Annotated in this window: 19 protein-coding genes and 2 pseudogenes; 11 read left to right on the top strand and 10 right to left on the bottom strand. The window is 52.4% G+C overall.

What is annotated here, in order from left to right:
• The first annotated feature begins 2 nt into the window (after positions 1–2).
• The 4 genes from rutD to rutG are packed head-to-tail and all read left to right on the top strand — an operon-like array spanning position 3 to position 3,257.
• The gene (rutD, locus tag ACJHX4_RS04120; protein WP_001295944.1) at positions 3–803 is read left to right on the top strand and encodes a pyrimidine utilization protein D; all 801 of its coding nucleotides are present in this window, start codon (positions 3–5) and stop codon (positions 801–803) included.
• Between the two features lie 9 nt (positions 804–812).
• A complete protein-coding gene (locus ACJHX4_RS04115; RefSeq protein ID WP_001001161.1) occupies positions 813–1,403 on the top strand; it encodes a malonic semialdehyde reductase in 591 nt (196 codons plus the stop codon).
• 10 nt (positions 1,404–1,413) lie between these two features.
• Positions 1,414–1,908: an NADH-dependent FMN reductase RutF gene (rutF, locus tag ACJHX4_RS04110; RefSeq protein WP_001028098.1), complete on the top strand. Its 495-nt coding sequence runs from the start codon at positions 1,414–1,416 to the stop codon at positions 1,906–1,908.
• Positions 1,909–1,928: 20 nt separating this feature from the next.
• On the top strand, positions 1,929–3,257 hold the full coding sequence (gene rutG / locus ACJHX4_RS04105; protein WP_001295943.1) for a pyrimidine utilization transport protein G: 1,329 nt from the start codon (positions 1,929–1,931) through the stop codon (positions 3,255–3,257).
• An 82-nt stretch (positions 3,258–3,339) separates the two neighbouring features.
• On the opposite strand, the gene ACJHX4_RS04100 is transcribed toward rutG, so the two are convergent.
• Entirely contained in the window at positions 3,340–3,513 is a 174-nt protein-coding gene (locus ACJHX4_RS04100) for a general stress protein (RefSeq protein ID WP_001273658.1), read from the bottom strand.
• A gap of 372 nt (positions 3,514–3,885) precedes the next feature.
• On the opposite strand from ACJHX4_RS04100, the gene wrbA reads away from it, so the two are divergent.
• Both wrbA and ACJHX4_RS04090 read left to right on the top strand, forming a co-directional pair.
• A complete protein-coding gene (gene wrbA / locus ACJHX4_RS04095; protein WP_001151437.1) occupies positions 3,886–4,482 on the top strand; it encodes an NAD(P)H:quinone oxidoreductase in 597 nt (198 codons plus the stop codon).
• Between the two features lie 20 nt (positions 4,483–4,502).
• Entirely contained in the window at positions 4,503–4,730 is a 228-nt protein-coding gene (locus tag ACJHX4_RS04090; protein WP_001143120.1) for a YccJ family protein, read from the top strand.
• Between the two features lie 37 nt (positions 4,731–4,767).
• Here ACJHX4_RS04090 and agp read toward each other — a convergent pair whose 3' ends face one another.
• Positions 4,768–6,009 (bottom strand): bifunctional glucose-1-phosphatase/inositol phosphatase, encoded by a 1,242-nt coding sequence (gene agp / locus ACJHX4_RS04085; protein ID WP_001044302.1) that lies wholly within the window; start codon positions 6,007–6,009, stop codon positions 4,768–4,770.
• A 280-nt stretch (positions 6,010–6,289) separates the two neighbouring features.
• Positions 6,290–6,391: pseudogene (locus ACJHX4_RS04080) on the bottom strand (hypothetical protein); the annotation flags it as partial.
• Positions 6,392–6,543: 152 nt separating this feature from the next.
• Here ACJHX4_RS04080 and cbpA point away from each other — a divergent pair.
• Positions 6,544–7,464, top strand: coding sequence for a curved DNA-binding protein (gene cbpA, locus ACJHX4_RS04075; protein WP_000420625.1), 921 nt, complete (start codon positions 6,544–6,546; stop codon positions 7,462–7,464).
• Positions 7,464–7,769 (top strand): chaperone modulator CbpM, encoded by a 306-nt coding sequence (gene cbpM / locus ACJHX4_RS04070; protein ID WP_000024569.1) that lies wholly within the window; start codon positions 7,464–7,466, stop codon positions 7,767–7,769. The genes cbpA and cbpM overlap by 1 nt, the downstream gene beginning before the upstream one ends.
• A 254-nt stretch (positions 7,770–8,023) precedes the next feature.
• Here cbpM and torD read toward each other — a convergent pair whose 3' ends face one another.
• From torD to torC, 3 genes are read right to left on the bottom strand one after another with little or no spacing between them, the layout of a single operon-like run.
• Positions 8,024–8,623, bottom strand: a complete 600-nt coding sequence (torD, locus tag ACJHX4_RS04065) for a molecular chaperone TorD (protein WP_000209903.1) — start codon at positions 8,621–8,623, stop codon at positions 8,024–8,026.
• Positions 8,620–11,166 carry a trimethylamine-N-oxide reductase TorA gene (gene torA, locus ACJHX4_RS04060; RefSeq protein ID WP_001063148.1) on the bottom strand — a complete coding sequence of 849 codons (2,547 nt, stop codon included), beginning with the start codon at positions 11,164–11,166 and terminating at the stop codon, positions 8,620–8,622. Before torA ends, torD begins: the two co-directional genes overlap by 4 nt.
• Positions 11,166–12,338: a pentaheme c-type cytochrome TorC gene (gene torC / locus ACJHX4_RS04055; RefSeq protein WP_001230247.1), complete on the bottom strand. Its 1,173-nt coding sequence runs from the start codon at positions 12,336–12,338 to the stop codon at positions 11,166–11,168. Before torC ends, torA begins: the two co-directional genes overlap by 1 nt.
• Before the next feature lie 129 nt (positions 12,339–12,467).
• On the opposite strand from torC, the gene torR reads away from it, so the two are divergent.
• Positions 12,468–13,160 carry a two-component system response regulator TorR gene (torR, locus tag ACJHX4_RS04050; RefSeq protein WP_001120112.1) on the top strand — a complete coding sequence of 231 codons (693 nt, stop codon included), beginning with the start codon at positions 12,468–12,470 and terminating at the stop codon, positions 13,158–13,160.
• Here the strand turns inward: torR and torT are convergent.
• Entirely contained in the window at positions 13,133–14,161 is a 1,029-nt protein-coding gene (torT, locus tag ACJHX4_RS04045) for a TMAO reductase system periplasmic protein TorT (protein ID WP_001264949.1), read from the bottom strand. The two genes, torR and torT, sit on opposite strands and share 28 nt — an antisense overlap.
• 82 nt (positions 14,162–14,243) lie before the next feature.
• On the opposite strand from torT, the pseudogene torS reads away from it, so the two are divergent.
• Together torS and ACJHX4_RS04035 are read left to right on the top strand one after the other, a co-directional pair.
• Positions 14,244–16,987, top strand: a pseudogene (gene torS, locus ACJHX4_RS04040) (TMAO reductase system sensor histidine kinase/response regulator TorS).
• 71 nt (positions 16,988–17,058) lie between these two features.
• On the top strand, positions 17,059–18,132 hold the full coding sequence (locus ACJHX4_RS04035) for a 4Fe-4S binding protein (RefSeq protein ID WP_000818460.1): 1,074 nt from the start codon (positions 17,059–17,061) through the stop codon (positions 18,130–18,132).
• 48 nt (positions 18,133–18,180) lie between these two features.
• Here ACJHX4_RS04035 and ACJHX4_RS04030 read toward each other — a convergent pair whose 3' ends face one another.
• The 3 genes from ACJHX4_RS04030 to ACJHX4_RS04020 are packed head-to-tail and all read right to left on the bottom strand — an operon-like array spanning position 18,181 to position 18,737.
• Positions 18,181–18,354, bottom strand: coding sequence for a GnsA/GnsB family addiction module toxin (locus ACJHX4_RS04030; RefSeq protein WP_001019197.1), 174 nt, complete (start codon positions 18,352–18,354; stop codon positions 18,181–18,183).
• Complete coding sequence (gene ymcE, locus ACJHX4_RS04025) at positions 18,344–18,574, bottom strand: protein YmcE (protein ID WP_001309400.1); 231 nt, start codon at positions 18,572–18,574, stop codon at positions 18,344–18,346. Before ymcE ends, ACJHX4_RS04030 begins: the two co-directional genes overlap by 11 nt.
• Entirely contained in the window at positions 18,549–18,737 is a 189-nt protein-coding gene (locus ACJHX4_RS04020) for a cold-shock protein (protein ID WP_071524879.1), read from the bottom strand. The genes ymcE and ACJHX4_RS04020 overlap by 26 nt, the downstream gene beginning before the upstream one ends.
• Positions 18,738–18,744: the final 7 nt, after the last annotated feature.

The following is an 18,744-nucleotide window of genomic DNA, read 5'->3' as shown; positions in this document are numbered from 1 at the left end:
CGATGAAACTTTCACTCTCACCTCCCCCTTATGCTGATGCGCCCGTAGTGGTGTTGATTTCGGGTCTTGGCGGTAGCGGCAGTTACTGGTTACCGCAACTGGCGGTGCTGGATCAGGAGTATCAGGTAGTCTGTTACGACCAGCGCGGCACCGGCAATAATCCCGACACGCTGGCAGAAGATTACAGTATCGCCCAGATGGCAGCGGAACTGCATCAGGCGCTGGTAGCCGCAGGGATTGAGCGTTACGCGGTGGTCGGCCATGCGCTCGGTGCGCTGGTGGGAATGCAGCTGGCGCTGGATTATCCCGCGTCGGTAACTGTGCTGGTCAGCGTTAACGGCTGGCTACGAATAAACACCCATACGCGCCGCTGTTTTCAGGTTCGCGAACAGTTACTACATAGCGGCGGCGCGCAGGCATGGGTGGAAGCGCAGCCGTTGTTCCTCTATCCCGCCGACTGGATGGCGGCCCGCGCACCTCGCCTTGAGGCAGAAGATGCGCTGGCACTGGCGCATTTTCAGGGCAAAAATAATTTACTGCGTCGACTTAACGCCCTCAAACGCGCTGACTTTAGTCACCATGCGGATCGTATCCGCTGCCCGGTGCAAATCATCTGCGCCAGTGACGATCTGCTGGTGCCAACAGCATGTTCCAGTGAACTTCATGCCGCCCTGCCCGATAGCCAGAAAATGGTGATGCGCTATGGCGGACACGCCTGCAACGTGACCGATCCCGAAACGTTTAATGCTCTGTTACTCAACGGGCTTGCCAGCCTGTTACATCACCGTGAAGCCGCTCTGTAAGGAATTGCTATGAACGAAGCCGTTAGCCCAGGTGCGCTTAGCACCCTGTTCACCGATGCCCGCACTCACAACGGCTGGCGGGAGCCCCCCGTCAGCGATGAGACGTTACGGGAGATTTATGCCCTGATGAAATGGGGGCCGACATCAGCTAACTGTTCTCCGGCCCGGATCGTGTTTATCCGCACTGCAGAAGGAAAAGAACGTCTGCGCCCGGCGCTTTCCAGCGGCAATCTGCAAAAAACCCTGACCGCGCCCGTCACCGCTATCGTCGCCTGGGACAGTGAATTTTATGAACGGTTACCACAGCTGTTTCCTCACGGCGATGCCCGCAGTTGGTTTACCTCCAGTCCACAACTTGCCGAAGAAACAGCGTTTCGCAACAGTTCCATGCAGGCGGCCTATCTGATCGTCGCCTGCCGTGCGCTGGGGCTGGATACCGGCCCGATGTCGGGCTTTGACCGTCAATACGTTGACGACGCCTTTTTTGCGGGCAGCACGCTGAAGAGCGATCTGCTGATTAATATCGGCTATGGCGATTCCAGCAAACTTTTTGCGCGCCTGCCACGTCTGTCCTTTGAAGAAGCCTGCGGGCTGTTGTAAGGAGCAAACAATGAACATTGTCGATCAACAAACCTTTCGCGATGCGATGTCCTGTATGGGCGCGGCGGTCAATATCATCACTACGGACGGTCCAGCCGGGCGCGCCGGGTTCACCGCCAGCGCCGTCTGCAGCGTGACCGACACGCCGCCCACATTACTGGTGTGCCTGAATCGTGGGGCGTCCGTCTGGCCGGTATTCAATGAAAATCGAACGCTGTGTGTAAATACACTTAGCGCCGGGCAGGAGCCGCTTTCAAACCTTTTTGGCGGCAAAACGCCCATGGAACACCGCTTTGCCGCCGCCCGCTGGCAGACTGGTGTGACCGGATGCCCGCAACTGGAAAAGGCACTGGTTTCGTTTGACTGCCGTATCAGCCAGGTGGTGAGCGTCGGCACCCACGACATTTTGTTTTGCGCCATCGAAGCGATTCATCGTCACGCCACACCCTACGGGCTGGTGTGGTTCGATCGCAGTTATCACGCGCTGATGCGCCCTGCTTGTTAACCTCCTTAAGGAGACAGCTGATGGCAATGTTCGGTTTTCCTCACTGGCAGTTAAAATCGACCTCTACAGAGAGCGGCGTGGTCGCGCCGGACGAACGATTGCCGTTTGCTCAAACGGCAGTAATGGGCGTTCAACACGCGGTGGCGATGTTTGGCGCGACGGTGTTAATGCCGATTCTGATGGGGCTGGATCCCAATCTTTCCATTTTAATGTCGGGGATCGGCACGTTACTGTTTTTCTTTATTACCGGCGGGCGCGTGCCCAGTTATCTCGGTTCCAGCGCGGCTTTTGTCGGCGTGGTGATTGCCGCGACGGGCTTTAATGGTCAGGGAATTAATCCGAACATCAGCATCGCGCTGGGCGGGATTATCGCCTGTGGGCTGGTTTATACCGTCATTGGCCTGGTGGTGATGAAAATCGGTACGCGCTGGATTGAACGACTAATGCCGCCGGTTGTGACGGGTGCGGTAGTGATGGCGATTGGCCTGAACTTAGCGCCTATCGCAGTGAAAAATGTATCGGCTTCGGCCTTTGATAGCTGGATGGCGGTAATGACGGTGCTGTGTATTGGGCTGGTGGCCGTATTTACCCGTGGCATGATCCAGCGATTATTGATTCTCGTAGGATTAATTGTCGCCTGTCTGCTGTATGGCGTGATGACCAACGTTTTAGGGCTGGGAAAAGCCGTCGATTTTACTCTCGTCAGCCATGCTGCCTGGTTCGGTCTGCCACATTTTTCCACTCCTGCTTTTAATGGTCAGGCAATGATGCTGATTGCGCCCGTGGCGGTGATTCTGGTGGCGGAAAACTTAGGTCATCTCAAGGCGGTCGCCGGGATGACCGGACGCAATATGGACCCGTATATGGGGCGGGCATTCGTAGGCGATGGGCTGGCGACGATGCTTTCTGGCTCTGTCGGCGGTAGCGGCATAACCACCTACGCCGAGAATATCGGTGTGATGGCCGTGACAAAAGTCTACTCGACGCTGGTGTTTGTTGCCGCTGCCGTCATCGCCATGCTGTTGGGCTTTTCGCCGAAATTTGGCGCGCTGATCCATACTATTCCGGCTGCGGTGATTGGTGGTGCATCAATTGTTGTGTTCGGGCTGATTGCCGTCGCAGGCGCACGGATCTGGGTACAAAACAGTGTGGATTTAAGCCAGAACGGTAATTTGATTATGGTCGCAGTAACCTTAGTGCTGGGTGCGGGTGATTTTGCTCTCACACTGGGCGGTTTTACGTTGGGAGGGATCGGTACAGCCACCTTTGGCGCGATTTTACTCAATGCGTTGTTAAGCAGAAGGTTGGTTGACGTTCCACCGCCAGAAGTTGTTCATCAGAAGCCATAAACAGAAAACCGCCGGGGCTACCGGCGGTGATGGCGTTTTGACGAGCTACAGACAAAAATGCATGCGTCATTGATTAGCCCGGCTAGTTGTCGCTTTTACCGTGACTGCTCTTGCCACCTTTTTTACCTGCTTCAGATGCGCGCTGCGGGTCATTTTTGAAATTACCTCCGCTGTGCTGTCCACCTTTTTTACCTGCTTCTGATGCTCTTTCGCGGTCTTCTGCAAAATTGCCGGAACCGCCTCGATGGTTTGCCATTACTGACCTCCGTCTGGGTATAGACATCATATTGCATAGAATTAACGCGGCGTATGGCGGCTGCCATATTTTCGCTACGTGGAACTAAGCTTAGTGAACTGACGCGGGCAGATCCGCGTTTGGTAATATCCTGCAACAGCTTCTTAGCGAGAATAGATATCATCTCCAATAATTATCCATAAGCCGCTCTTATGATTAAAAAAACGCGATGAGATAAAAATGTGTCATTTTGCGACAAAATTACGTGCTTGTGAAAGTTGTTATAAATCAAATAAGTGGTTGTGAAATTTGCACTCTGAAAAGGACGTCTTATCTTTAAATAAGTGGTAGCGAATCGCTACGGAATAGAGATAACACGAGGAGTGGTTAGAAATGGCTAAAGTTCTGGTGCTTTATTATTCCATGTACGGACATATTGAAACGATGGCTCGCGCAGTTGCTGAGGGTGCAAGCAAAGTGGATGGCGCAGAAGTTGTCGTTAAGCGTGTACCGGAAACCATGCCGCCGCAATTATTTGAAAAAGCAGGCGGTAAAACGCAAACTGCACCGGTTGCAACCCCGCAAGAACTGGCCGATTACGACGCCATTATTTTTGGTACACCTACCCGCTTTGGTAACATGTCCGGTCAAATGCGTACCTTCCTCGACCAGACGGGCGGCCTGTGGGCTTCCGGCGCACTATACGGAAAACTGGCGAGCGTCTTTAGTTCCACCGGTACTGGCGGCGGTCAGGAACAAACCATCACATCCACCTGGACGACCCTTGCGCATCACGGCATGGTGATTGTCCCCATTGGCTACGCAGCGCAGGAATTATTTGACGTTTCACAGGTTCGCGGCGGTACGCCGTACGGCGCAACCACCATCGCAGGCGGTGACGGTTCACGCCAGCCCAGCCAGGAAGAACTGTCTATTGCTCGTTATCAAGGGGAATATGTCGCAGGTCTGGCAGTTAAACTTAACGGCTAATCTTCAACAGGAGGATACGCATGCCAACTCAAGAAGCGAAAGCTCATCACGTCGGTGAATGGGCATCTCTGCGCAATACGTCGCCGGAAATAGCCGAGGCCATTTTCGAAGTCGCCGGGTACGACGAAAAAATGGCGGAAAAGATTTGGGAAGAAGGTAGCGATGAAGTGTTAGTCAAAGCCTTTGCTAAGACCGATAAAGATTCGCTTTTTTGGGGCGAACAGACCATCGAACGTAAAAACGTTTAACCAGCGACTCCCCCGCTTCACGCGGGGGAGTTTTCTGTTATTTCACCGCTTCATTCAATACGCGATCAAACTTATCCATTGGGCAAAAACCGTTGGCATCTATCGGGCAACCGCTTAATTCCAGCGTCACGCGCTGCGCAGGTGCCTGCAGGGTTAACGCATCGGCATTACGTAACTGTTCCGCACTCTGGTACACATATTCAATTTTCATCAAATCGCGATTGGCTTTGCTGTCATGCCAACGCTGGAAAACGATTTTGCCGCCAATCGGCGTGCGTTCGTTCTGGTCATGCAACTGATACGGTTTGAAATCCAGCGCCGTTAACAGAGAGGCAATGTTGGAGTCGTGCCCAACTAATACCGTGATTTTCGGTGCACTGGTGCGTTCAGTGACCAGGGCTTTGTCGATATAACTGACCAGCGGTTTCGCAACATTGCGCGCCACTTCCGGTGAGGTAAACAGGCTGTCCTGGTAACCGTTTTTCAGCTTCGACAACACCTTCCACTGCTGGTCAGATTTGATTTCTCCCCAGGCCACCTGATCCATCGGAAAACCTTCGTAGTATTGCAAAGTAAACGCATCTACCAGCGAGTTGCCGACTTTCAGCGGCCCGGAAACGCCCGGTTCTTGTTGATACTTCGCGCTAAAGGTATTTTTGCCATCTACAAGCGAACATTGTTGCTTCTCTTTACACGCAGGAGAATCTTTATAGTTAACGATTTGTTCCAGTAGCTTGTAGCTGTCGGTAAGCTGGAGTTTGCTGAGCTCTTTCTCCATTGCCGCCACCGCCTGTTCACTGAATGCGGCGGAATCATCGGTGATCACTGGGTTAAAGGTGGGGTCCATAGTGCCCATTTTTTCCTGGTGATGAACAGGAATATCACACCCCGGGAATGCGCCGGTAATGAAGAACTGTGCGGTCGCAACGGTGCGTTGCAGACTATTGGCATAGGCATAAACGGTGTCCGGTGGCGGGCATTCCCCTGATTTCACCATCCCCTGTTCTGCCAGCCATTCACGCATATAATGGCCCATATACACTTCGAGCACGCCCCCTTTAGTGGTGAGCTGCCCACCGGGGACGTCCCATTCAGGCCATTTATTCGGCGTCGACTGCTCCAGCACACTGCCATTGTTCGCCAGCGGCGCACGTAAGTTATGACGGCTCATCATAAGGACTTGCTGTAGCTGATAGCCTTCCGGTACGGTTTGTGCCTGAGCATTTGAAGCGAGTAAAACTATCCCTGCCACAGTTGCGGCGATTAGCGTTTTGTTCATTCCTCACACCTCTTTTGTTATCAATAATTAAAGAGTGTGACAGAAATATGTCATTTTTCCGGGAACAGGTTCGCAAAATGGCTCGTTGAACGCCTGTTTTTCTATATTCCCCTTTAAAAACAGGCAAGTTTTGACGCAAACTATGCCTGATTAGCCCCGGCCTCGTTTACGCCGCTAATGATTACATCAGTAGCTATAAAGAAAATCAGCGGCGTTACCATTACCAATAAAAAAAGAATGTGAGACTAATAGCAATGGTTTTTAGCACATGTCTTTATCATTAAATTGCATAACGATTTAAATAGTCGAGTTGTGCATTCCTTTCCTTATTGTTTAACTTGTAAGCATGAGCCAAAAGTTCAGGAGTGAGGTAAATAAAATATGTTCCTCCCACCTTGAGGCAACCTCCCCTCCGCGATGATTTCAATAACATATTCTGTGTTGGCATATGAAATTTTGAGGATTACCCTACACTTATAGGAGTTACCTTACAGGGGTTCCTTCAATTTGTGTTGATTTACGCGAGATAACGCTATGGAATTAAAGGATTATTACGCCATCATGGGCGTGAAACCGACGGACGATCTCAAGACAATCAAGACCGCCTATCGTCGACTGGCCCGCAAATACCATCCTGATGTCAGCAAAGAACCGGATGCCGAAGCCCGCTTCAAAGAGGTCGCCGAAGCCTGGGAAGTGTTAAGTGATGAACAACGTCGCGCTGAGTATGATCAGATGTGGCAACATCGCAACGATCCGCAATTTAACCGTCAGTTCCATCATGGCGACGGTCAGAGTTTTAACGCCGAAGATTTTGACGATATCTTCTCGTCAATTTTCGGTCAGCATGCCCGCCAGAGCCGTCAACGCCCCGCCACACGCGGCCACGATATTGAAATCGAAGTGGCGGTTTTCCTCGAAGAAACGCTTACTGAGCATAAGCGTACCATCAGCTATAACCTGCCGGTTTATAACGCCTTTGGCATGATCGAACAGGAAATCCCGAAAACGCTGAATGTGAAGATCCCGGCGGGCGTCGGCAATGGTCAACGCATCCGCCTGAAAGGCCAGGGGACGCCGGGCGAAAACGGCGGTCCAAATGGCGACCTGTGGCTGGTGATTCACATTGCGCCACATCCGCTGTTTGATATTGTCGGCCAGGATCTGGAAATAGTGGTGCCGGTTAGCCCGTGGGAAGCGGCGCTGGGTACTAAAGTCACCGTTCCAACACTGAAAGAAAGCATTTTGCTGACTATCCCGCCTGGCAGCCAGGCCGGGCAACGATTGCGCGTTAAAGGCAAAGGTCTGGTGAGCAAAAAACAGACCGGCGATCTGTATGCGGTACTGAAAATCGTGATGCCGCCGAAACCGGATGAAAACACTGCCGCGCTGTGGCAGCAACTGGCAGACGCCCAGTCGTCTTTTGATCCACGTAAAGATTGGGGGAAAGCATAATGGCTAATGTTACGGTGACTTTTACTATTACCGAATTTTGCCTGCATACCGGCATCTCTGAAGAGGAGTTGAATGAAATTGTCGGTTTGGGGGTGGTTGAACCGAGTGAGATCCAGGAGACAACCTGGGTATTTGACGACCATGCCGCCATTGTGGTGCAACGCGCGGTACGCCTGCGTCATGAACTGGCTCTGGACTGGCCGGGGATCGCGGTGGCGCTGACGTTAATGGATGATATTGCGCACCTGAAGCAGGAAAACCGCCTGCTGCGCCAGCGGCTTTCCCGGTTTGTGGCTCACCCGTGAGTTTGTTGCCTGATGCGACGCTTAACGCGTCTTATCAGGCCTACAAAGAGCACTGTTCCCGTAGGCCGGATAAGGCGTTCATGCCGCATCCGGCAACTGCGCCATAATGCCTGATGCGACGCTTAACGCATCTTATCAGTCCCACAAAAAGCACTGTTCCCGTAGGCCGGATAAGGCGTTCTCGCCGCATCCGGCAACTGCGCACTAATGCCTGATGCGACGCCTGCCGCGTCTTATCAGGCCTACAAACGGCATTATCTTTTTTGGTAGTCACACTCCACTAACACCAGCAATAACTGGCTTAGTGCCGCGTAAAAACCAAAGCTGTCATACTGTCGACAACGCGCAGCAAACTCTGGTAACCATTCCCGCAGAGCCGTCAGTGTTTTTTGTCGCAAACCGTCGATTCTTCGCGCAGGAACGGTCCCCTCTCCCAGCGAAAAATGCAGATGACTCAACAAATCGAGATAGATCGCCAGATGATCTGCCGGTTCGTTGAAATTGCCGCTGGTTTCCATCCCCGCCTCAACTAACAAGCGTTTAATCTCTTGCTCGTCCTGTTTGTAGGCCGATGCATACGGCAGCGCCGCTTGTTTGTCGGTCATCAGAAACAGGCCGCAAAAGTCAGCGGCCAGTTCCAGACGGGCATCGTCACGTACTGTCAGAGTGGCAATACTGTTTTCCAGCCCATTCACCGCCGCAGTGAGCGGCGGTTCGCTTTTCAGCAACGAAAACCATTCAGCCATCTGCGCACTGGCGATTTGCGTCAGTTGTTCATCGTCCAGTTCACGGGAGAACAACTGCGCCAGCCAGGCGTAAACACAGGCAATCTGTTGTGCTGTCAGCGTGGTCATGATTTCACCTGCGACGCGGGAACATACTCGCACTGCGCCACCATCTCCACGGGGCCGTTAAACGCCGTCACCTGCTCCACTGTTCCGTTGTACTTCTCAATTTCCACCAGCGTAGTGTGCGCACTGGTCGCCTGCGCCAGCTGCGAAGTACCGATGTCGATGGTCAAGACGTTGGGGTTACCGTATTTGCACAGCGCCCCTGGCTCGCCGCCTTTGTCCGGATCGTACCATGCCCCTTCGTGAATTCGCGCCACGCCGGGTGCATAACGGTCAGAAACCACTGCTCCAGCCAACACCTGACCACGAACGTTAAAGACGCGTACCACATCACCGTGACGAATACCGCGCGCGCTGGCATCCTGCGGGCTAATAAATACTGGCTCTTTACCCGCTACGGTATATTGCTGACGCAGAGTTTCCGACTCACATAACTGCGAGTGAAGTCGGAAATCCGGATGCACAGATTGCAGATGCAACGGATACTTCTGCGAGCCAGGCCCACCGTGGGAGCGTTCGATTTTCTCAAACCACATCGGATGCCCCTGACAATCGTCGTAGTTCATATCAGCGATGGTTTTCGAGTAGATCTCAATCAGGCCACTCGGCGTGCCCAGCGGTTCGAGATCCGGATCTTCGCGGAATGCCTGGTGGCGAACAAACATCTGCGGATGGTCAAACTCGACATACTCTTTGTTATTCCAGAAGTCATCAAACGCTGGCAGATGAACGCCGCGTCCTTTGCCCTGTTGTACACCTTCCTGCCAGATGCGTTTCAGCCAGCCCATTTCGTCCAGCCCTTCGGTAAAGGCTTCTTCGCGATTAAAGCGACGGCACAGCTCGCGGAAAATATCGAAGTCGTTGCGCGCCTCGAACTGCGGCGGCACGACCTGTTTCATGGCGATGATGCCACGATTGGAGTGGTTGCCGTACTGGTCGAGATCGTTACGCTCAAACTGCGTGGTCGCAGGCAGCACGATATCGGCAAAGCGGCAGGTTGAGGTCCACTGGTTATCTATGGCGATAACCGTTTCCAGCTTGCGCCAGCCTTCAATAATGCGGTTGATCTGCTGATGGCGATGGAACGGGTTAGTTCCGGCAAAAATACACATTTTCAGCGGCGGCAGTTTTACCGATTTACCGTTCCAGTTGATCACTTTCCCCGGTTCGAGGATCGCATCGATAAAACGGGCAATCGGAATGGTGCTGCTGTAGCCTTTGTAGTCACTGTTGTCGTGAACAGGCGGAATCGACGTAGAGCCGGAGAAACCACTCAAAATAACGCCTTTACGCCCCGGCGTGCCTGCGCCGTTATAGTGCCAGCCAAAACCAAAACCACCACCTGGCAGGCCAATTTGCCCCAGCATCGCCGCCAGAACGACAATCATCCACGCCCACTGTTCACCGTGCTGCATACGCTGTACGCACCAGCCAGCAATAATCTGCGTTCTGTTCGCCGCCATCTGCCGTGCCAGCCCACGAATGGTTTCGGCATCAATGCCGGTCAGTTTTTCAGCCCATGCGGCATCTTTCGGCTGACCGTCTTTCTCACCCAGCAGATACGGCAGGAACTGCTCAAAACCTACACAGTAGTTAGCGAGGAAGTTTTTGTCGTACAGGTTTTCACTGTACAGCGTATGCGCCAGCGCCAGTTGCAGCGGCACGTCAGTTTGCGGGTTAACCGCAATGTGCTTCACATGCTCGCGCCCCAGATACTCATGGGTGGATGTGACAACCGGATCGATGCTGATGACCTCAATTTCACCGGCGGCGACTTTCGCTTTTAGCTGCTCGTAATATTCATAAACATCGTGATCCGGGCACCACCAGTTCGCTTGCTGGTTTTTCAGCAAATCGGAGCCCCACAGCACAATGGTTTTGCTGTTCTGCAATACCAGCGGCCAGGAGGTTTGCTGTTCATACACTTCCATTGAGCCAACCACGCGCGGCAGGATCACCTGCGCAGCACCGGTAGAGTAATCTCCGCCCGTACTAACGCTATTACCATGCAAGGCAATAGCTTTCGCCAGCATCCCCGAAGCGTTATGGAACATCCCCGTCGATTGCCAACCACTGGCGGTCAGCAAGGCACTCGGCCCGTGAGTTTTCTGTACGCGTTCCAGTTCTTCATAGAACATGTCGAGGGCTTCATCCCAGCTCACGCGCACAAAACGGTTATCACCGCGCTGGGAGGTGTCGCTCAGATGGCGCTTACGCAGCCAGTCCACGCGTACCATCGGGTAACGAATACGCGCCGCGTTGTGTACATGATCCGGCAATCCGGCGATCATTTTCGACGGATATTTATCCAGTTCGAACGGTTTTGCTGCCACAAAGCGACCATCCTTCACCGTCGCGCGGATAGCCCCCCAGTGCGACCCGGTAAGAATGCCCTCTTTCGAGATGACAGCCTCAGTCGCCGCTTGCGCCGCAGTCGCACGGCGCGGCGTTAACAATGACGGCCCTAGCATCCCGGCGACGGTTAAGCCGCCGAGTTGTGCCAGAAAACGCCGACGTGATGCCTGAAAGAGATCGTTATTGTTCATTATTTTTCTTCCTTCTTATCGCCGTGAGCTTTACCTGCGGTGTCAGACGCATTCATTTGCAGATATTTCAACAAAGTGCGTTCTTCACGTTTATCGAGGCTGGTAAAGCCAATCATGCCGTTGAGCGTGCCGATCCAACCGTTAGCGTCAAAGTGGGATATTTCCGGTGCGCCGTGGCACTGGTTACAGGTGCCGTTGTACAGCGAATCCGCATAAGCCCAGATCGGTTTGATATCGTTCACCATGTCGCCTTTCTTCATCCACGCAGTGGCCTGCAACTTGCTCCACTCGGTATTGGTGTCGGCAACGGTGGTTTTCTCCAGTGTTTTCACCTGCTGCTGCACATCACCACGAATCGAGGCAACAAAGATGCGTTTACCTGGGAATTGGGTGAGTACACGCTGACGTCCTGCACTTTCCGTCCAGCCAGTGATTTCAATTTGCAGCCAGTCGCCGTCACGTTTAAGGACTTTCACTTCCGAAGCAGGCAGCAGAGAACCAGACGCTTCTTTATCGCCTTTCGCCGCATAAATCGGCTTAATATCAATGGAGTACAGCGTGTCACCACTATCATTAGCACTGGCGCGCAGCTCATCGAACTGCTTACGGAAGCCACTACTCATATCCGGTAACTGGTGGGCAATACCTTTATGACAGTCGATGCAGGATTGATTATCTTTCGCTGCCACCTTCATCTGACGCGCCGCTTCAGGATGCTGCTTCGCATGATCCATCGCATCGTAGTTATGGCAGGAGCGGCAGGTTGCCGAGTTGTTTTCTTTCATTCGCGCCCATTCACGCTCGGCAAGTTCCGCGCGTTTGGCTTCAAATTTCTCAGGTGTATCAATGGAGTGGGCAATAAAGGTCTGGTAAATGTCGTTGCTCGCTTCCAGTTTGCGCTTCACCATGCCTGGAATATCCGGCGGGATATGACAGTCATGGCATTCAGCTCGCACGCCGGAGGCGTTCTGGAAATGCACCGACTGTTTATATTCTTCATACACCGGTTGCATACTGTGGCAACTGACACAAAATTCGGTTGTGCTGGTGACTTTGATCCCAACGTGTGGCAATACAATCAGCGCAATGCCAATCACAATCCCAGTAGCGACCAGCGCCAGTACCGACCAACGAGCACTGGGTCGGCGTAGCGCGTTCCAGAGTTTCCGCATAATAGCCCCTGTAAAATTATGGTTTAGTGAAGCGATCTTAATGAGCAAATATGAACAGCGGCACTGGTCAGGATGAACGGCTTACGGCAGAATATGAACAGATATGAACAGAATGAGTAAAACCCTCTGATGCCACATCACATTGTTATTGTTGAAGATGAGCCGGTTACCCAGGCGCGATTACAATCTTACTTCACTCAGGAGGGGTATACCGTTTCCGTTACGGCGAGCGGTGCCGGGCTGCGGGAAATTATGCAGAATCAGCCGGTGGATTTGATTCTGCTGGATATCAATTTGCCCGATGAAAATGGCCTGATGTTAACCCGCGCCCTGCGAGAACGCTCAACGGTAGGGATTATTCTGGTTACCGGACGCAGCGATCGGATTGACCGTATTGTTGGGCTGGAAATGGGCGCAGACGATTACGTCACCAAACCGCTGGAGCTGCGCGAACTGGTGGTACGAGTGAAAAATTTGCTCTGGCGAATCGACCTCGCGCGACAGGCGCAACCGCACACTCAGGACAACTGCTATCGCTTTGCCGGTTATTGCCTGAATGTGTCGCGCCATACGCTGGAGCGGGATGGCGAGCCGATTAAACTGACCCGCGCAGAGTATGAAATGCTGGTGGCATTTGTGACTAATCCGGGCGAAATTCTCAGCCGTGAACGTCTGCTGCGTATGCTCTCTGCGCGTCGGGTGGAAAACCCTGACCTGCGCACCGTCGATGTGTTAATTCGTCGTTTACGCCATAAACTCAGTGCGGATTTACTGGTGACACAACATGGCGAAGGTTATTTCTTAGCCGCTGATGTGTGCTGATAAAAATAAACCGGACGAAATCCCCCTGGTGACAGCGAGCGGCGGATATGTTCGCGGTCGGCATTTTTCGGCGTCATGACTAAAATCGGTGGGCTGACATTATCAGACACCGATTGCCCCTGTAATTGCCTGATGGCCTGCTCAACCGCCAGTTCCCCTTGCCAGACCATTTGATCGCTGGCAGCCATAATCACTCTTCCCCGCTTCAACCCGCGATACACCTGATGTGAAAGATAAAACGACACCACGGTAAGCGGCGTTTTCAGGTTACGCCCTTCCCCCATTGCCGCCTCTGCCGCAATGGCCGTTCCGGCAACGACGTCGATTTCTGGATGGCGTTCCAGCATCTCCTGCAACAGGTTACGCTGGATTTCAATATCGTTATCACCGAGCGCAATATCAACAATACGCACCGGGCTTCCGGCAATGGCTGCGCGAAAACCCTCTACCATCTCCTTACTGCCCCCGGCGTTATCGGGGCCGGGCATCAACAGCACGTTCAGTGGTTTACCGTGCGCCCATTGCACCAGATATCGCCCTGGTTGATAGCCCATCTGAAACCAGGGCACACCAACGCGGCTTTTCACGTGGGGAGCATCAATAGCATTTACCAGTTCGATCACCGGCAGATTTGCTACCTGCTTTTGCAGATCGGGAAATGACGTCGTGCTACTACCGAGCAAAATGGCCTCTGCGCCCCACTGTTTACACTGGTCGATTTGTGCTTGCTGGGTAGCCAACTGGCTGTAGCCGCCTGCCTCCAGCACTTTTAAATCCACACCGTAGCGGCGAGCAGCCTCCTGCATACCATAGTTCAACGATAACCAGTATGAATCTTTCAGGCTGGGATAAAGCGCGCACAGTTTCCATGCGCGTTTGGCTTTAAGCGGCGTAGAGGCTTGCACCGTGAAATGCTGCGCATCATGCCAGCGCAACAGGTTATCAGCCGAAAATGCCGATAACATGAAAAGGGAAAGAAGTAAAAATAGCAGTACGCGCATGATAGCCTCATCAATAATAAGGCTTTATGCTAGATGCATTCCGCTTTGCGACTCAACCTTTTTCACCTTAAGTGCACCGACCGTGAATTTAACCCTGACCCGAAGACTCTGGATGGGCTTTGCCCTGATGGCGCTGTTAACCCTGACCAGTACCCTGGTGGGATGGTACAACCTGCGCTTTATCAGCCAGGTGGAAAAAGACAACACTCAGGCATTGATTCCTACCATGAATATGGCGCGCCAGTTGAGCGAAGCCAGCGCCTGGGAACTTTTCGCCGCGCAGAACCTGACCAGTGCCGATAACGAAAAGATGTGGCAGGCGCAGGGGCGAATGCTCACCGCACAAAGTCTGAAGATTAATGCGTTGCTGCAAGCGTTACGGGAACAAGGTTTTGACACCACCGCTATTGAACAACAGGAGCAGGAGATCTCCCGTTCGTTACGTCAGCAAGGGGAACTGGTGGGGCAGCGTTTGCAACTTCGCCAGCAACAACAGCAACTCAGTCAGCAGATAGTCGCCGCCGCCGATGAAATCGCACGCCTGGCGCAAGGTCAGGCGAATAATGCGGCAACCTCCGCCGGAGCGACCCAGGCCGGGATTTACGATTTGATCGAACAACATCAGCGTCAAGCCGCAGAAAGTGCACTCGATCGGCTGATTGATATCGATCTTGAGTATGTTAACCAGATGAATGAACTGCGCCTTAGCGCCCTGCGGGTGCAGCAAATGGTGATGAATCTGGGGCTGGAACAGATCCAGAAAAATGCGCCAACGCTGGAAAAGCAGCTCAATAATGCGGTGAAAATTCTGCAACGTCGGCAAATACGCATTGAAGATCCGGGTGTTCGTACTCAGGTAGCAACAACGTTAACTACCGTTAGCCAATATAGCGATTTGCTGGCGCTGTATCAGCAGGACAGTGAAATCAGCAATCACCTGCAAACTCTCGCCCAAAATAACATCGCCCAATTCGCGCAGTTTAGTAGCGAAGTCAGTCAGCTGGTCGACACCATTGAGCTGCGTAATCAGCACGGGCTGGCTCATCTGGAAAAAGCCAGTGCACGCGGGCAATACAGCCTGTTATTGCTGGGATTAGTTTCTCTTTGCGCACTGATTCTGATCCTCTGGCGCGTGGTTTATCGCTCAGTCACGCGCCCTCTTGCAGAACAAACGCAGGCGCTGCAACGCTTGCTGGATGGTGATATCGACTCCCCTTTCCCGGAAACCGCTGGCGTACGGGAACTGGATACCATCGGGCGGCTGATGGATGCGTTTCGCAGCAGTGTTCATGCACTGAATCGCCACCGCGAACAGCTGGCGGCGCAGGTCAAAGCGCGTACAGCTGAATTGCAGGAACTGGTGATAGAACACCGACAGGCACGGGCGGAAGCAGAAAAAGCCAGCCAGGCAAAATCGGCGTTTCTGGCGGCGATGAGCCATGAGATCCGCACACCGCTGTACGGTATTCTCGGCACCGCACAGCTGCTGGCAGATAACCCCGCACTTAACGCCCAGCGCGATGATTTGCGGGCGATTACCGACTCTGGTGAATCGTTGCTGACCATCCTCAACGATATTCTCGATTATTCGGCTATCGAAGCAGGCGGCAAGAATGTTTCGGTCAGCGATGAACCCTTTGAACCGCGCCCGCTGCTGGAAAGTACCCTGCAATTAATGAGCGGAAGGGTGAAAGGTCGCCCGATTCGCCTGGCAACAGAAATTGCCGACGATGTACCGACTGCGTTAATGGGCGATCCGCGGCGTATTCGTCAGGTCATTACCAACCTGTTGAGCAACGCCCTGCGTTTCACCGACGAAGGGCACATTATTCTGCGTAGTCGCATTGATGGCGAACAATGGCTGGTCGAAGTGGAAGACAGCGGCTGCGGTATTGATCCCGCGAAACTGGCTGAAATCTTCCAGCCATTTGTTCAGGTTAGCGGCAAACGCGGCGGCACCGGGCTGGGGCTGACTATCAGTAGCCGTCTGGCCCAGGCGATGGGCGGCGAATTGAGCGCCACCAGCACGCCGGAGGTTGGAAGCTGTTTTTGTTTACGCGTGCCGTTACGTGTTGCCACTGCACCCGTGCCAAAAACAGTCAATCAGGCGGTGCGTCTGGACGGTTTACGTTTGCTGTTAATTGAAGATAACCCGCTAACCCAGCGGATTACCGTTGAGATGTTGAACAGCAGTGGGGCGCAGGTCGTTGCCGTAGGAAATGCCGCGCAGGCTTTAGAGACACTGCAAAATAGTGAACCGTTTGCTGCCGCACTGGTGGATTTTGATCTACCGGATATCGACGGCATTACGCTTGCCCGACAACTGGCACAGCAATATCCGTCGCTGGTTTTGATTGGCTTTAGCGCCCATGTCATTGACGAAACACTGCGACAGCGTACCAGTTCGCTATTTCGCGGGATTATCCCTAAACCGGTGCCGCGTGAAGTGCTCGGTCAATTACTGGCGCACTATCTCCAACTGCAAGTCAATAACGATCAACCACTGGATGTATCGCAACTCAATGAAGATGCTCATTTAATGGGGGCGGAGAAGATCCACGAATGGCTGATATTATTTAAACAACATGCCCTGCCGCTTCTCGATGAAATCGACATTGCCCGCGCCAGTCAGGATAACGAGAAAATAAAGCGTGCCGCACATCAGCTAAAAAGCAGTTGCTCGAGTCTGGGAATGCGTAGCGCCAGCCAGCAATGCGCACAACTGGAGCAGCAGCCATTATCTGCCCCCCTTCCACACGAAGAAATTACACGCAGTGTTGCCGCTCTGGAAGCATGGTTAATAAGAAAGACCTGAACGCGATTTGAATCAATATCAGCCAGTTAAGAACAACTAGAATAGTGGCATTTGGTATGCAACTTAACGGACTGGCAAAATCATGGCAGAGAAAAAAAGAACCCGCTGGCAACGGCGGCCAGGCACGACGGGCGGCAAATTACCGTGGAATGACTGGCGCAATGCCACGACCTGGCGTAAAGCGACGCAATTATTACTGTTGGCAATTAATATTTATATTGCCATCACGTTCTGGTATTGGGTGCGCTATTACGAAACGGCAGGTAGTACGACATTTGTCACCAGACCGGGTGGTATCGAAGGCTGGCTACCGATTGCCGGTCTGATGAATCTGAAATATAGCCTTGCAACAGGTCAGTTACCGTCCGTCCACGCCGCCGCGATGCTGTTATTGGTCGCTTTTATCGTCATCAGTCTATTACTCAAAAAGGCCTTTTGTTCATGGTTATGCCCGGTTGGTACGCTTTCGGAATTAATCGGCGATCTCGGTAACAAACTGTTTGGTCGGCAATTTGTCCTTCCCCGCTGGCTGGATATTCCTCTGCGCGGCGTGAAGTATTTGCTGTTGAGTTTTTTTCTCTATATCGCGTTATTGATGCCCGCTCAGGCGATTCACTATTTTATGTTGTCGCCCTACAGCGTGGTGATGGACGTTAAAATGCTCGATTTCTTTCGTCATATGGGGACCGCGACATTAATCAGCATGATCGTTTTGCTGATTGCCAGCCTGTTTATTCGCCATGCCTGGTGTCGTTATCTTTGCCCATATGGCGCGCTGATGGGCGTGGTTTCGCTATTATCGCCGTTTAAGATTCGTCGCAATGCCGAAAGTTGTATCGATTGTGGCAAATGCGCAAAAAGTTGCCCATCACGGATCCCGGTCGATAAATTAATTCAGGTACGAACAGTGGAATGTACCGGCTGTATGACTTGCGTAGAGTCATGTCCGGTAGCCTCAACATTGGCCTTTTCACTGCAAAAACCTGCGGCAAATAAAAAAGCCTTTGCGTTGTCTGGCTGGTTAATGACGCTACTGGTTATGGGGATTATGTTTGCGGCGATTGGTTACGCAATGTATGCGGGAGTATGGCAAAGCCCGGTACCGGAGGAATTGTACCAACGCTTAATTCCGCAATCGCCAATGATTGGTCACTAAATTAGCAACAAGCGGAACATCACCTCGCACGGGGTGATGTTCACAAAATCACATTATTTTGATTTTGACATCATAACTTTCAAGCCCGGTCATTTTTTCTCGTGCGGTGAAGCGAATTTCAGAGACTTCTTTCCCTGTATTCTTGTTCAGCTCGGCGATTTTTTGCGCGATAAAGTCGGCGATTTCCGTTTCGGCTTGTTTTTTTAACTCTTCAATATTCACTGTTAACCTCTTCTGGTCTTAAAAGACAGCAACACGCCAGTAAGGTGTTGGTTCCCGGTACCCTGGTCAGGTAAGAAATGTTATAAGCCATCTCCCCGAAAGATTCAATAATCAACAGGTTATCGCTTACTATACATACAGCGTTGAAGAAAAATAAGGCAGATATAAAAAAGGCTCCACGAGGGAGCCTGATATTATTTTGTGAAATCCAGCGGCGCATGGTCAGTGCGTATTTGCAGCGCAACGTTATCAAAGGTGATCATCGTCGATTTACAAAAAATGCACTTTGCACCCAAAGGGTTTCGCTCCGTCACATCGAATGCCGATGTGCGGTACTGTGAACCATGGCAACATGGACAGCGGAAATGGAGATGTTGAGTAATAACGGCA

Origin of the sequence: Escherichia sp. WS2035 (assembly GCF_046487065.1) — a bacterium.
In the GTDB taxonomy this organism is placed as follows: Bacteria; Pseudomonadota; Gammaproteobacteria; order Enterobacterales; family Enterobacteriaceae; genus Escherichia; species Escherichia coli.
This window is presented reverse-complemented; position numbering and strand designations above follow the sequence as displayed.